Below are 15,897 nucleotides of genomic sequence, written 5' to 3' on the forward strand. Positions count from 1 at the left end.
TATTCTCAATAGTCTCGCTGGATATCGGCGATCTTTTCGTGCAGGCGCGCCATCTTCTCTTCTTCGAGCACGCGTTTGTACTCGATAGGCACTACCTGTATAAAGTCCTCGATATAGCGATGCCAGTCATCAAGCATGCGTCCTGCAAGAGCTGAGCCCGTATGCAGGTAGTGCTGACGGATCAGTTCGAGCAGTTCTTTGCGCGATACTGAGTCCTCAACCAGCGAGAGCTCCACCATATCCATATTACAGAAGTAGTCGAAGGTGTGTTCAGGGTCATAGACATAGGCCACACCACCACTCATACCAGCAGCGAAGTTACGACCCGTCTTTCCTAATACTACCACACGACCGCCAGTCATATACTCACAGCAGTGGTCGCCAGCACCTTCTATCACAGCAATGGCACCAGAGTTGCGCACACCAAAGCGCTCACCCACCTTACCATTAATATAGAGTTCGCCACTAGTAGCACCATACAGACCGGTGTTACCAGCAATGATATTGTCTTCAGCCTTGAAGTCGTTACTACGACGAGCAGGAGGCAAGATAGAGATACGTCCACCCGAGAGACCCTTACCGAAATAGTCGTTGGTCTCACCTTCCAGACGGATATCAACACCCTTCACAGCAAAGGCACCGAAGCTCTGACCAGCCGATCCCTTGAACTTGATCTTGATAGTACCATCGGGCAGTCCCTCTTCACCATATTTCAGAGCAATTGCACCCGAGAGCATCGTACCTACAGCACGGTCGGTATTTTTTATAGCATAGTCGAGCGTCACCTCTTCCTGGTCGTTGATAGCCTTTTGAGCGGCACGAATTATCTCCTCGTCCTTTACACCTGTTACCTTGGTGTAGGCACCGCGATCCCAATAGAGGGCTTTGTCTGTCTCAGGCTTGTGCAACAAGCGTCCAAAGTCGATGGTCTTTTGCTTGTCGGTAGCATTAGCGGTATTCACCTCAATCAGTTCGGTATGTCCGATAATCTCCTTCAAACTCTTCACACCTATTTCGGCCAGGTATTCACGCACCTGCTGTGCCAAGAAGGTGAAATAGTTAACCACATATTCAGCCCTACCCTCAAAATGCTTGCGCAACTCAGGGTTCTGGGTGGCCACACCCATCGGACAGGTATTGGTGTTACACTTTCGCATCATCACACAACCCAGCACGATCAGAGGCAGTGTACCAAACGAGAACTCGTCGGCACCCAGCATCGCCATGATAATCACATCTTTGGCGGTCTTCAACTGTCCGTCGGTCTGCAGGCGTACCTGGTTGCGCAGGCCGTTGATCACCAATGTCTGCTGGGTTTCTGCCAATCCTATCTCAGGCGAGATACCAGCGAAGCGCATGCTCGAAGCTGGAGAAGCGCCTGTACCACCTTCGGCACCACTGATAACAATTAGGTCGGCCTTAGCCTTAGCCACACCAGCGGCAATGGTACCCACGCCACTCTCAGCCACCAGTTTCACACTTACAGCAGCTGTGGGGTTAATATTCTTGAGGTCGAAGATAAGTTGTGCCAAATCTTCGATACTATAGATATCATGATGTGGTGGTGGCGAGATGAGCGAGATGCCAGGGATGGCATTACGCGTCTTGGCGATGATGTCGTTCACTTTGAAACCGGGCAACTGTCCACCTTCACCAGGTTTAGCACCCTGTGCCACCTTAATCTGTATTTCTTCAGCATTCACCAGGTATTCGGCAGTCACACCAAAACGTCCACTGGCTATCTGTTTGGTCTTACTTGAGAGGCTTACACCATCTATTTTAGCATGGTAGCGGGCATTATCTTCACCACCCTCACCAGTGTTAGAGCGAGCACCCAACTTATTCATCGCTAAGGCCAATGCCTCGTGGGCTTCGATGCTCAATGCACCAAAACTCATAGCACCTGTCACAAAGTGCTTTACAATGCTTTCTACGCTCTCCACCTCGTCGATAGGTGTAGGCTCAGCGGCCTTCTTAAATCCGAAGAAGTCGCGGATAAAGATGGGCGATTCCTTCATCCCCGACGTTCCGTCGCCTACCCGTGGCCCTTCATCTACCAGCTGTGCCCATTTCTTAAATCCCTCATAGTCGCCCTTTCTGGTAGCCAACTGCAGCTTAGCGATGGTTTCTGGGTTCCAAGCATGCTTGATGCCGTCCTTGCGCCAAGCAAACTGACCCTGGTTGGGCAGTTGAGTATTGAGTGATGAGTGTTGAGTGTCGCTAAGACGGATGGCATCGCGGGCAATCTCCTTCAGGCCCACTCCACCAATGGTGCTCACCTCGGTACCGAAGTAGCGGCGCAGCAGGTCTTCACTCAGTCCGATGCTCTCAAAGATCTTAGCGCCTCGGTAGCTGCGGATGGTAGAGATACCCATCTTACTCATAATCTTCTTTAAGCCCTTATCCACTGCCTTGATATAATTCTTCTCAGCCGTTTCGTAGGCCTCCTGAATCTTACCACGCTTCACAAGGTCGTCGAGGATGGCAAAAGTCATATAGGGACACAATGCACTGGCACCATAGCCCAACAGCAGGGCAGCATGCATTGTCTCACGAATCTCACCACTCTCCACGATAAGAGCTGTCTGCACACGCTTACCCACACTAATCAGGTAGTGGTGAACAGCACTAACAGCCAACAGCGATGGGATAGCGGCATGCGCCTCGTCCAGGTCGCGATCGCTCAGAATAATATAGTTCACGCCCTCATCTACGCTGGCTTCGGCCTGGTGGCACAGATTGTCCAGTGCCTGGCGCAAGCCTTCCTCACCCTTGGCCTTCTCAAAAAGGATGGGCAGTTTCTTGGTATTAAAACCTTTATAGCGGATGTTACACAATATATCAAGCTGTGTATTGGTCAAAACAGGCTGCGGCAGGCGCACCATCTTACAGTTAGAGGCATCGGGGGTGAGGATGTTTGTTCCCACAGCTCCGATATACTCTGTAAGACTCATCACCAGCTCCTCACGTATAGGGTCGATAGCGGGGTTGGTGACCTGTGCAAACTGCTGACGGAAATAGTTGAAGAACACCTGTGGACGGTCTGAGATCACAGCCAATGGTGTGTCGTTACCCATGGCAGCCACAGGCTCTTGTCCTGCAGTAGCCATCGGAATGATGGTCTTGTCGATATCCTCCTGTCCATATCCAAACTGCACTAACTTGCGCTGCAGGTCAGCCACGCCGTTATCAACCTTACGACCACTCTTCAACTTCTCCAACTGGACACGGTTCTCCGAGAGCCACTCGCGATAAGGATGTGCTTTAGCCAACTGCTCCTTAATCTCGCCATCGTAATATATCTTTCCTTCTTGGGTATCAATCAGCAATATCTTTCCAGGCTGAAGGCGACCTTTCGAAACCACATCACCAGGTTCAAAGTCCATCACGCCAACCTCAGAAGCTACTACCATCATACCTTGCTTGGTGATGGTATAGCGACTGGGGCGCAGACCGTTACGATCGAGCATACCACCTGCGTAGCGACCATCGCTGAACAACAGGGCTGCCGGACCGTCCCACGGTTCCATCAGGATAGAGTGATATTCGTAGAAGGCTTTCAAATCTTCGCTAATAGGATTCTTGTCATTAAAGCTCTCAGGCACCAGGATAGCCATAGCCTGTGGCAACGAGAGTCCGCTCATCATCAGGAACTCGAACACGTTGTCAAGACTGGCCGAATCGCTCATGCCATCCTGAACAATCGGACGCAGGTCCTTGATATCGCCCAGCGCCTCACTGCTCAGCACACTCTCTCTTGCCTTCATCCATCCTCTGTTTCCACGAATAGTATTAATCTCACCATTGTGGGCCAGCAGTCGGAAAGGCTGTGCCAGCTTCCATTTGGGGAAAGTATTGGTTGAGAAGCGTGAGTGAACCAAGGCCAGTCCGCTTGTAAAATAGTCGTTCGATAGGTCGGGGAAATAGCGTCGCAGCTGTCCGCTGGTCAGCATGCCCTTGTAGATAATATTCTTGCTTGAGAGCGAGCACAGATAGAAATCGTCGTTGGCAACACGATTCTCAATGCGCTTGCGTACCTTATATAATATACGTTCGAAAACGGGCACATGATCCTCGGATACGCCCGTTACAAAAATCTGCTTGATATCGGGTTCCACCTCACGGGCAGCCACACCCAGCACCTCAGGATTGGTGGGCACCGTGCGCAGATGCATCAGCTGCAAGCCCTCACGCTCAATCTCCTCAATCATCACACTCAGTATCTGCTGCTGAGCCAGTTCTGACTTAGGAAGAAAAACCAGACCTGTGCCGTACTTACCTTTTTCAGGCACGGGAATACCTTGAAGCAATATAAACTCGTGGGGTATCTGTACCATGATACCCGCACCATCACCGGTCTTATCGCGTGTCTCAGCACCACGGTGTTCCATATTCTCAAGCACTTTCAGTGCATTGTCAACCAGATCATGACTTTTACCACCGTGGATATTTACCACCATACCCACACCGCAAGCATCATGCTCGTAGCTGTTCCGATAGAGTCCTTGTTGATTACTTTTTGTCATATTATCCTTTATTATTCTAACAGTTTGTCTGATTTCGGATGCAAAGGTATGACGTTTTGATATTAAACCGACTTATATTACTAACATTTTTATCTTCGTTTTTATCAAAAATAACAATCTGTAAGCAATAACTCGCGTTTTGCTTACAGATTGAAATCAGATTTTACTTAAATTAATTACTTTTGAATTTTAATGATATCTGAAACCAGCTCATTGAGAGCCACAATCAGAACGGTTACAAAAAATAAACTTGCCATAATCTTTTTCTTTTTTTATTAGTTATTTATGATTTGATTTTGACTGCAAAGTAAATGAGGTGGTGTCCCATAAGTCAGGACACCACCTCATTGGTTAAACAAAATTAAGATTATAGTTGCGAATTTAACAGCTCTTAATAGCGATTGCGGGTATCATCAATCATTTTCAGCATTTGCTGGCGTACCTCCTTTGGCTCAAGCACCTCAATACCATCGCCATGCGACAGCAGTTGACTCAGAAAATCTATCGTAGGACGGATATCAAACGAGAAGTCGGTATATTCGCTACCCGAAGGCAACTTGCCTGAGCGCAGTTCGCGTTGAGAATGATGTAGCGGCAACGTGCGCAGATAGTTGGGAGCCCAACTGTGTGCCCTTACCACCATGTGTGTCAGCGGCTCGTCGGTAGTCATCACCCCATAGTACTCACTAAAATAATCCTGCGGACTGAAACCCTCAGGCAGCTCAAAGTTCTCATCAGTAAGCTTCACACTCTGCATGCGGTCGAGCGCATAGTTAGCATAGTGCCTACCAGTGAACGACAACAGATACCAGCGCTGACAAAACAGTTTGATAGCATAAGGCGCCACCACCTTATCATAAGCCTCACCACCAAAACGCTGATAGCGTATCAGTATCTTCTTACCCGATTTTATGGCTTGAATGATCGTACCCAAATGCTCTACGCCAGCAGGCACACTCTCAAGCACCACACGGTCTTTGATCGACACACTATCGCTCAGCACGCCATGCACAGCCAGCGACGAGAAAAGCCATCGCTCCAAACTATCATTACCCAATGTTTCAGGGTTCTCGATATAATACTTATATGTTTTAGGTGTACAACGAATGTCGATACCAAACATATCGGCAATGGCATCGCGATGACGGTTGAACGATGATCGTACCAATGGATTACCATCGGCCACTTCGTCGTTGCGCCATTTACGTGCCAGTTCCTCAAACGTCAACTGTTTATAGGCCCTGAGCGTATTGATAATCCAGATATACTGATTAAAAATTTGAGCTGGTTTCATGCCTGCAAAGGTACAACAAATATTTTTGTAAAAATCACAATTCTCGCAAAAACTTGATATTCATTAAAAAAACTAATCATTGACATATGATAGTTATACTAATTATAATCTGAAAGCAAAATGAAACCTTTTTCTTTCAAGTTGATAGTTTGAGGTAAAATGTAGATTTAAATACAGCCATAACTATTGACTCATATCCGTAAAATGCCTACCTTTGCAGTCCATAAAATAAACAGGTTTTATGGAAACAAAGTACATATTCGTAACAGGAGGTGTGGTTTCATCACTAGGCAAGGGAATCATATCGGCCAGCATTGGCAAACTGCTGCAGGCACGCGGCTACAAAGTTACCATCCAGAAGTTCGACCCGTATATCAACATCGATCCGGGCACGCTGAACCCCTACGAGCACGGCGAGTGCTATGTAACAGCTGACGGTTTTGAGACCGACCTCGATCTGGGACACTACGAACGATTTACAGGCATACACACAACACGAAACAACTCTATAACAACAGGTCGCATCTACAAGACGGTGATAGATCGCGAGCGTCATGGCGACTACCTGGGTAAAACGATCCAGGTAGTACCGCATATCACCGACGAAATCAAACGACGCATGCTTCGCCAGGAGCTCAACGAGGGCTTCGACTTTATCATCACCGAGGTGGGAGGCACCATCGGCGATATCGAGAGCGCGCCCTTTATGGAGGCCATCCGACAGTTGCGCTACCAGCTGGGCCGCAACGCCGTATGCGTTCACCTCACGTACGTACCTTATTTAAAAGCAGCCGACGAGCTGAAGACCAAGCCCACTCAGCACAGCGTGAAAGAGCTGCAGGGTATGGGTATCCAGCCCGACATACTGGTACTGCGCACCGAGCAACATCTCGACGACGCTATGCGTATGAAGGTAGCCTCGTTCTGCAATGTGGATCTGGAGTGCGTGGTACAGAGCGAGGATCTGCCCAGCATCTACGAGGTACCAGTAAACATGCAGCACCAAGGACTGGATGCAGCCATCATGCGTAAGATTGGCATCCCCGTTGGCGAGACTCCAGCCATGAAGCCTTGGCGCAACTTCCTCGACAAGCAGCGTAACGCGACCCGTGAGGTCCACATCGGACTGGTAGGCAAATACGACCTACAGGATGCCTACAAGAGTATTCGCGAGAGCTTGAACCTGGCTAGTATCTACAACGACGTGAAAGCCCGTCTGCATTTTGTGAACAGCGAGGAGATAACCAAGCAGAACGTAGCCGAGAAACTGAAAGGACTGGCAGGCATCGTGGTCTGCCCAGGCTTCGGCAGTCGCGGTATCGAAGGCAAGATTATCGCCGCAGAATACACACGTACGAACAATATACCCACCTTCGGTATCTGTCTGGGTATGCAGATGATGGTCATCGAGTTTGCCCGTAACGTGCTGGGCTACACCGATGCCAACAGCATGGAGTTCGCCACCAACACCCAACACCCAGTAATCGACATGATGGAGGAGCAGAAAACCATCACCGAGATGGGCGGTACCATGCGCCTGGGCGCCTATGAGTGCGAACTGGTTAAGGGCAGCCGTGCCTACGAGGCTTATGGTGAGGAGACACTGATCAAGGAGCGCCACCGCCACCGTTACGAGTTTAACAACCAGTATCAGGAGGAGTACGAGGCTGCCGGCATGAAGTGCGTGGGTATCAACCCCGACGCCAACCTGGTAGAGATTGTAGAGATACCCGAGAAGCGCTGGTACATCGGTACCCAGTTCCACCCGGAATACTCATCAACGGTACTCAACCCACACCCGCTCTTTATGAGTTTCATTGGAGAATGTAAAAATTGAAAAATTGAAGAATTGAAAATTGAAGAATTGATGGAGCAATTAAAGCACGAGTGCGGCGTGGCGATGATTCGCTTGTTGAAACCGCTTGACTACTATGAGAAGAAATACGACAGCTGGGCCTACGGTTTTAACAAGCTGTACCTGATGATGGAGAAACAGCACAACCGTGGACAGGAGGGCGCCGGCATAGCCAGCGTGAACCTGAGCAACAAGCCCGGCACCGAATATATGTTTCGCGAAAAGGCAGAAGGCAAGAATGCCATCACCGAGATATTCAGTCGCGTCACCGAGGAGATGAAGGGCGAGCTACTGATGGGCCACCTGCGATACTCTACCACCGGTAAGAGCGGACTAACATTCGTACACCCCTTCTTGCGACGCAATAATTGGCGCGCCAAAAACTTGTGTTTGTGCGGAAACTTCAACATGACCAATATAGACGAGGTATTCCAATTCCTCACCGCACAGGGACAGAGCCCTCGCATCTATGGCGACTCATACATCACACTCGAGTTGATGGGACACCGCCTGGATCGCGAGGTAGAGCGTCTCTATCAGGAGGCCACCGCACAAGGACTGACTGGTACCGACATCACCAACTACATCGACGACCACGTAGAGATGGCCAACGTGCTACGCACTACCATGCAGCACTACGATGGCGGTTACGTGATGTGCGGACTGACGGGTAGCGGCGAGATGTTCTCAGTGCGCGACCCATGGGGCATCCGTCCAGCCTTCTACTATCGCAACGATGAAATCATAGCACTGGCCAGCGAGCGCCCTGTGCTGCAAACCACATTTGATATTGACAGTACCGACGTGCACGAACTGCTGCCAGGTCAGGCACTGATAGTACATAAGAACGGCGAAAGCCAACTGGAGCAGATCATGCCTGCCCAGAAGCTGAGCGCCTGCTCGTTCGAGCGCATCTATTTCAGTCGCGGTTCTGACTGCGACATCTACCAGGAGCGCAAACGTCTGGGCGAACAGCTCACGCACCCCATCTTAAAGGCCATCGACGGCGATGTATCCCATTCAGTTTTTTCCTACATCCCTAACACCGCCGAGGTGGCCTTTTATGGGATGACAGATGGCTTCCGTAAGCTGCACGGCGACGTGCGCACCGAGAAGGTGGTATGGAAGGATATCAAACTGCGCACCTTTATCACCGACAACAGCGAGCGCAACGACCTGGCTGCCCATGTTTACGACATCAGCTATGGCAGTTTGCAGGCCGGCGTTGACAACCTGGTGATTATCGACGACAGTATCGTGCGTGGCACCACGCTCAAGGAGAGTATCTTTAAGATTCTGGACCGCTTGCACCCCAAGAAGATTGTGATGGTATCAAGCTCGCCACAGATTCGCTACCCCGATTACTACGGCATCGACATGGCCCGACTGGAGGAGTTCTGTGCCTTCCGTGCCACCATGGCATTGATTGAAGAGCGCGGCATGTGGCAACTGGTGAACGACACCTACCTGGCCTGCAAGCGCAAGTTGGAGAAGCCGAAGGAGCAAATGCAAAACTGCGTGCGCGCGGTTTACGAGCCGTTTACAGTAGATGAGATAAACAAGAAAATTGTTGAGATGTTGCGACCAGCCGACATGCAGGCTCCCATCGAACTGGTATTCCAGAGCATCGAAGGCCTGCACAAGGCTTGCCCCAACCACCCAGGCGACTGGTACTTCACCGGTCACTACCCCACTCCCGGTGGTACGCGACTGGTCAACCAGGCATTCATCAATTACATCGATAAGATAACAAAAAAGTAGGTCGAGATGACCTACTTTTTTGGGGTTTACTTCTTCAACCATTTTTCGATTCGGTGCAGCGCCTCATCGGTTTGTTCATGACTGCCAAAGGCAGTGAATCTCACATACCCTTCGCCCGAAGGACCGAAACCTACACCCGGTGTACAAACCACATGGGCACCGTAGAGCATCTCTTCGAAGAACTTCCATGATCCGGAAGTTTCGGGCGTCTTGGCCCAGATGTAAGGTGCATTCTCACCACCATAGCACTCAAATCCCAAGCCGCGCAGGGTGGTGAGCATTTTCTTGGCATTAGCCATATAGTAATCAATCGTCTCTTTAACTTGTTGTTTTCCCTCAGGCGTGTAGATAGCCTCTGCAGCACGCTGCGAGATGTAGCTGGTACCATTGAACTTGGTGCACTGGCGACGGTTCCACAGCGGATTGAGCGGAATACGCTCGCCAGTAAGCGTAGCAGCCGTTACCTCCTTAGGAACGATGGTGTAGCCACAACGGATACCTGTGAAACCAGCCGTTTTTGAATACGAGTGGAACTCGATAGCGCATTTACGCGCACCACGAATCTCATAGATTGAATGAGGAATCTCATCATCCTGGATATATGCCTGATAAGCTGCATCGTAGAAGATAAGCGTATCATTCTTCAACGCATAGTTAACCCACTTGCGCAACTCAGCCTTTGAAATCACTGTACCCGTTGGATTGTTAGGGTAGCACAGATAGATCACATCCACACGACGGTCGGGCAACTGAGGCACAAAACCGTTCTCAGCATTACAAGGCATATACAGAACATTAGACCAACGGCCATCCTCTTGCACACCGGCACGACCAATCATCACGTTCGAATCAATATAAACCGGATAGATAGGATCGGTAACACCGATAGAGTTATCCCAGCGCACCAACTCCTGAATGTTACCCGTATCGCTCTTGGCTCCATCGTTGATAAACACCTCGTCGCGGTCCAAATGTATGCCACGTGGCAGGAAATCGTTCTTCAAGATAGCATCACGCAAGAAATCGTAGCCCTGCTCGGGACCGTAACCCCTGAACCCCTGACGGGTGGCCATCTCGTCGGCAGCCTTATGGATAGCCTCGATAACAGCTGGAGCCAATGGTTGTGTCACATCGCCTATACCCAGCGAAATCACATCCACCTTGGGATGCATGGCCTTAAAGGCGTTTACCTTTTTAGCAATATCGGCGAACAGATAATTGTTCGGCAGTTTCAAGAAGTGGTCGTTAACTAATGCCATAAAATATAAACCATTTTAATTACGAGTGCAAAGGTAATACAAATTACACGAAAAACCACATATCACTTAACATAATCATCTTCGATTTATTTAAAAGTAACAATCTGTAAGTATTTTAACGCTCATAACTTTCAATCTAAAAGCAAAATATGACATTAGATTACAAAAAGATAACAAAAAGTAAACATTTTATTCAAATTGAAACAAAAAGTATTGTTTTACTTTCATTTTGTCGTAACTTTGCACCCATAAACATCAGATTGTTATTTTTTAAATGGTTTTTATTATTAATAGGTAAAAGTTTTAAGGTATGAAAAAGATTGAAGCGATTATCCGAAAGACTAAGTTCGAGGAGGTGAAAGCTGCTTTGCTGTCATCCGACATCGACTGGTTTGAGTACCACGACGTCCACGGTATCGGTCAGAGCCGTCAGGAGCGTATCTATCGTGGTGTACAGTACAGTACCGACGTGATCGAGCGTGTCGCCATCACCATCGTGTGCCGCGACATGTTTCTCGATCCAACGGTGAAGGTCATTCTACAAGTAGCCCATACAGGTGAAATTGGTGATGGTCGCATCTTTGTAAGCGACGTTATCGACACCTGGTCAATACGTACAGGCGAGAACGGCGATACCGTACTGAGAGACAAAAAATAGTTCGACATTCTTGCGTCCCTTCGGTAGCAAGCGCCACCCTTTGGGATGTCGAGCGAAACATTAAAAATTAAACATTAAGATTTTCTGGATTATGAACGAAATAGGATTATCACTCGATACTGTATGGATGTTGTTGGCTGCGATGCTTGTGTTTTGGATGCAGCCTGGTTTCGCACTCTGTGAGGCTGGTTTTACACGCGGTAAGAACACCGCAAACATCCTGATGAAGAACTTTGTAGATTTCATGTTTGGCTCATTGCTGTTCTTCTTCTTAGGCTTCGGCTTTATGTTTGGCAGCGATACGCTGGGCGGTTTTATTGGTATGCCCAACTGGGGCGATCTGAGCTTCTACGAGAGCGACCTGCCTGTTGAGGGCTTCTTGATTTTCGAGACAGTTTTCTGTGCCACTTCAGCTACCATCGTGAGCGGTGCTATGGCCGAGCGTACCAAGTTTTCTATGTATCTGGTTTACAGTGCTGTTATCTCACTGTTCATCTACCCCATCGAGGGTCACTGGACCTGGGGAGGCGGTTGGCTCTGCAACGATGCTGCCGACAGCTTTATGATGACCACCTTTGGTGATGTGTTCCACGATTTTGCAGGTTCTGCCATCGTGCACAGCGTAGGTGGTGTGTTGGCCTTGATCGGTGCTATCGCACTTGGTCCTCGTGTGGGCAAATATGGTGAGGACGGTAAGAGTCGTGCTATTCCTGGTCACAACCTGGCTATGGCTGCGCTTGGTGTATTCATCCTCTGGTTGGGCTGGTTCGGATTCAACCCCGGTTCTCAGTTGGCAGCCAGTGGCGAGGTGAACCGCATTGCCATCAGTCACGTATTCCTTACTACTAACCTGGCAGCTGCTGCAGGTGGTGTAGCCACCATGTTCCTCACCTACATCAAGTATGGCAAGCCTTCACTCTCACTCACTCTGAATGGTGTACTGGCAGGTCTTGTAGGTATCACAGCTGGCTGTGATCTTGTTTCACCTTTAGGTGCTATCATCATCGGTCTTGTATGCGGTATCGTTCTGGTATATGCCATCGAGTTCATCGACCACCGTTTGCACATCGACGATCCCGTAGGTGCTTCTTCAGTACATGGCGTATGTGGTATCCTTGGCACCCTGATGACAGGTCTGCTCTCTACCACCAATGGTGCTTTCTATGGTTTCGGTTGGGGATTCTTCGGTGCAGAACTGTTTGGTATCCTTGTCATCGACCTCTGGGCTGCTGTTTGTGGAGTAGTACTGTTCTTCGGCATCAAGAAGTTGCATGGTCTGCGTGTCAACAAGCGCATTGAGGAAGAAGGTCTCGATGTTTACGAGCATGGTGAGCTGTGCTATAACTAACATTGAACATTGAAGATTGAAGATTGAAGATTGAACATTTAAAAGTGAACGAATTATGAAAAAGATTGTTTTAATGGCGATGATGTTCATCGCAGCGATGAGTGCAAGTGCACAAGATAACGAAGTAAACACAACCGTATCTGCCGATGTAGTAAGCTCGTATATTTGGCGTGGTTTAGACTGCGGAAGTGCAGCCATACAGCCAACACTGGGTATCGACTACAAAGGTCTGTCGCTCACTGCCTGGGGCAGTTACGGACTGGTTGACACTAACGACGCCAAGGAGTTAGACCTGACACTGGCTTATGCCACAGGCGGATTCAATATCGGCATCACCGACTACTGGTTTAACACACCGGAGGAGCGCTATTTCCTCTATGATGCTCACAAAACCAGTCATATCTTCGAGGCCAACGTAGGCTACGACTTTGGTGCTGCCAGCATCCAGTGGTTTACCAACTTTGCTGGTAATGACGGACTGAACAAAGACGGCAAGCGCGCCTACAGTTCTTATGTTGAACTGAATGTGCCCTTCAAACTGGCCACTTGTGACTGGACCGCCACAGCGGGTGCTGTACCCTATGCCACCGACTACTACGGTGTTAACGGGTTTGCAGTCACCAACCTGGCATTAAAGGCCACTAAGGACATCAAGATTACCGACTCGTTCAGTATCCCCGTGTTCGGTCAGATAGCAGCAAACCCTGCTTCTCAGAAAGCATACTTCGTGTTTGGATTTACAATTCAATAAAATAAAAAAGCATTATGTGTGGAATCGTTGGAATTTTAAATGTAAAGGAGCAAACGCCTGCTCTACGTGAAAAGGCGCTTAAGATGAGTCAGAAAATCCGTCATCGCGGTCCCGACTGGAGCGGTATCTACTGCGGTGGATCGGCTATATTGGCACACGAGAGATTGAGTATTGTCGATCCAGAAAGTGGTGGCCAACCACTATTCTCACCCGACCGCAAACAGGTGCTCGCCGTTAATGGTGAAATCTATAACCATCAGGAGATACGTCGCCGTTATGCCGGCAAATACGAATTCCAGACGGGCAGCGATTGCGAAGTCATTCTGGCACTGTATCGTGATAAAGGCATCAACTTTCTTGAAGAACTAAACGGTATTTTTGCCTTTACCCTTTACGACGAAGATTCCAACGAATTCCTCATTGCTCGCGACCCTATCGGCGTCATCCCCCTCTACATCGGCTACGATGCCGACGGCACGGTCTATGTGGCTTCTGAGCTGAAAGCCCTAGAAGGACAGTGCGATCATTACGAGCCCTTCCTTCCCGGCCACTACGTTCATGGAAGAATTGAAGAATTGAAAAGTGGAAAAATTGAAGAAAACTTCAACTCTTCAACTCTTAAACCCTACAACTTAAAAAGGTATTACCAGCGCGATTGGTTTGAGTACGATGCCGTTAAGAACAATGAGGCTAGCGTCGAGGCTATCCACGATGCACTCGAAGCTGCTGTCAAGCGCCAGCTAATGAGCGATGTGCCCTATGGCGTACTGCTCTCGGGCGGACTCGACTCAAGCGTTATCTCAGCCATCGCCGAGAAATTCTCAGAAAATCGCATTGAGGACGACTCAAAGACAAAAGCTTACTGGCCCCGTCTGCACTCGTTTGCTGTAGGACTGAAAGGTGCGCCCGATCTGGCCAAGGCTAAGATGGTGGCCGATCACATCGGTACTGTTCACCACGAAATCAACTACACCATCCAGGAGGGTCTCGACGCCATCCGCGATGTCATCTACTTTATCGAGACTTACGACGTGACCACTGTGCGCGCCTCTACCCCGATGTATCTGCTGGCACGCGTCATCAAGTCGATGGGTATCAAGATGGTGCTCAGCGGCGAGGGAGCCGACGAGATTTTCGGTGGCTATCTCTATTTCCACAAAGCCCCTACAGCCAAGGATTTTCACGAAGAGACGGTTCGCAAACTCTCCAAACTGCATCTCTACGACTGTCTGCGCGCCAACAAGAGTCTCTCTGCCTGGGGTGTTGAAGGCCGTGTGCCTTTCCTCGACAAGGAGTTTCTGGATGTGGCTATGCGCACCAACCCCGAAGCCAAGATGTGTCCGGGCAAGACGATGGAGAAGAAGATTGTGCGCGAAGCCTTTGCCGACATGCTGCCCGAAGCCGTGGTTTGGCGACAGAAGGAGCAGTTCAGCGATGGTGTAGGCTACTCATGGATCGACACACTGAAAGAGATGACTGCTGCAGCGGTTACTGACGAACAGATGGCCCATGCCGCCGAGCGATTCCCCATCAACCCGCCTAAAAACAAAGAGGAGTACTACTACCGCTCTATTTTTGCCGAGCATTTCCCCAGCGACTCAGCTGCACTCAGCGTGCCCAGCGAGGCCAGCGTGGCCTGCTCTACTGCCATCGCCCTGGAATGGGACGAGGCCTTTAAAAACCTAAACGACCCCTCTGGCCGAGCAGTCAAAGGGGTCCATGAACAAGCTTATTAAGACTATTTTTTTACAAGGTTACCTCAGGCACTACCTGACCATCAAGCAGGTTGATAGTGCGCTGAGCGTAACCAGCATCGCGTTCCGAGTGGGTTACCATTACTACAGTGGTACCCTCTTGGTTCAGCTGGGTGAGCAGTTGCATCACCTCCAGTCCGTTCTTCGAATCGAGGTTACCAGTGGGCTCGTCGGCGAGGATGATCTTAGGATTCATCACCACGGCACGGGCGATAGCCACACGCTGCTGCTGACCTCCTGAAAGCTGCTGAGGGAAATGGTGGGCACGATGACTGATGGCCATGCGGCGCAGCACCTCCTCTACACGCTCCTTACGCTCCTTCTTGGGCACACCCAGATAAGTCAAAGGCAACTCTACATTCTCTTCCACATTCAATTCATCAATCAGGTTAAAGCTCTGGAACACAAAACCAATCTGGCCTTTGCGCACCTTGGTACGCTGGCTCTCCTTGAGCGAACCCACATCCTGACCATCCAGCAGATACTGGCCACTGGTAGGATTATCGAGCAGTCCCAGGATGTTGAGCAAGGTTGACTTACCACAGCCCGATGGACCCATGATGGCCACGAACTCACCTTTCTTCACTTCGAGCGATACGCCGCCCAATGCAACGGTCTCCACCTCTTCGGTACGGAACACCTTCTGAATGTTTTCAAGCTTAATCATAATATTATAGCGTTTTAAAAATTA

The 15,897-nt window shown here is 49.5% G+C and carries 10 protein-coding genes; 6 read left to right on the plus strand and 4 right to left on the minus strand.

The features are described 5' to 3' along the window. Nucleotides 1-5: 5 nt before the first annotated feature. Together gltB and T360_RS14505 are read right to left on the minus strand one after the other, a co-directional pair. Nucleotides 6-4,526, minus strand: coding sequence for a glutamate synthase large subunit (gene gltB, locus T360_RS0103140; RefSeq protein ID WP_028911508.1), 4,521 nt, complete (start codon nucleotides 4,524-4,526; stop codon nucleotides 6-8). A gap of 391 nt (nucleotides 4,527-4,917) precedes the next feature. Further along, entirely contained in the window at nucleotides 4,918-5,820 is a 903-nt protein-coding gene (locus T360_RS14505) for a YafY family protein (RefSeq protein ID WP_051523316.1), read from the minus strand. 241 nt (nucleotides 5,821-6,061) lie between these two features. Here T360_RS14505 and T360_RS0103150 point away from each other — a divergent pair, with 241 nt between their 5' ends. Together T360_RS0103150 and T360_RS0103155 are read left to right on the plus strand one after the other, a co-directional pair. Next, nucleotides 6,062-7,657 carry a CTP synthase gene (locus T360_RS0103150; RefSeq protein WP_028911509.1) on the plus strand — a complete coding sequence of 532 codons (1,596 nt, stop codon included), beginning with the start codon at nucleotides 6,062-6,064 and terminating at the stop codon, nucleotides 7,655-7,657. 30 nt (nucleotides 7,658-7,687) lie between these two features. After that, a complete protein-coding gene (locus T360_RS0103155; protein ID WP_028911510.1) occupies nucleotides 7,688-9,436 on the plus strand; it encodes an amidophosphoribosyltransferase in 1,749 nt (582 codons plus the stop codon). Between the two features lie 26 nt (nucleotides 9,437-9,462). Here T360_RS0103155 and T360_RS0103160 read toward each other — a convergent pair whose 3' ends face one another. Beyond that, nucleotides 9,463-10,695, minus strand: coding sequence for an LL-diaminopimelate aminotransferase (locus tag T360_RS0103160; RefSeq protein WP_028911511.1), 1,233 nt, complete (start codon nucleotides 10,693-10,695; stop codon nucleotides 9,463-9,465). A 310-nt stretch (nucleotides 10,696-11,005) separates the two neighbouring features. Here T360_RS0103160 and T360_RS0103165 point away from each other — a divergent pair, with 310 nt between their 5' ends. The 4 genes from T360_RS0103165 (at nucleotide 11,006) to asnB (ending at nucleotide 15,188) form a co-directional block, all read left to right on the plus strand. After that, nucleotides 11,006-11,353, plus strand: a complete 348-nt coding sequence (locus T360_RS0103165) for a P-II family nitrogen regulator (protein ID WP_028907009.1) — start codon at nucleotides 11,006-11,008, stop codon at nucleotides 11,351-11,353. Between the two features lie 91 nt (nucleotides 11,354-11,444). Beyond that, nucleotides 11,445-12,701: an ammonium transporter gene (locus T360_RS0103170; protein ID WP_028911512.1), complete on the plus strand. Its 1,257-nt coding sequence runs from the start codon at nucleotides 11,445-11,447 to the stop codon at nucleotides 12,699-12,701. 55 nt (nucleotides 12,702-12,756) lie between these two features. Beyond that, nucleotides 12,757-13,452, plus strand: a complete 696-nt coding sequence (locus T360_RS0103175) for a hypothetical protein (protein WP_028911513.1) — start codon at nucleotides 12,757-12,759, stop codon at nucleotides 13,450-13,452. 14 nt (nucleotides 13,453-13,466) lie between these two features. Next, nucleotides 13,467-15,188, plus strand: coding sequence for an asparagine synthase B (asnB, locus tag T360_RS0103180; protein WP_028911514.1), 1,722 nt, complete (start codon nucleotides 13,467-13,469; stop codon nucleotides 15,186-15,188). A 10-nt stretch (nucleotides 15,189-15,198) separates the two neighbouring features. Here asnB and T360_RS0103185 read toward each other — a convergent pair whose 3' ends face one another. Beyond that, entirely contained in the window at nucleotides 15,199-15,873 is a 675-nt protein-coding gene (locus T360_RS0103185) for an ABC transporter ATP-binding protein (RefSeq protein WP_028911515.1), read from the minus strand. Nucleotides 15,874-15,897 lie beyond the last annotated feature (24 nt).

Origin of the sequence: Prevotella sp. MA2016 (assembly GCF_000619825.1) — a bacterium.
GTDB lineage: Bacteria > Bacteroidota > Bacteroidia > Bacteroidales > Bacteroidaceae > Prevotella.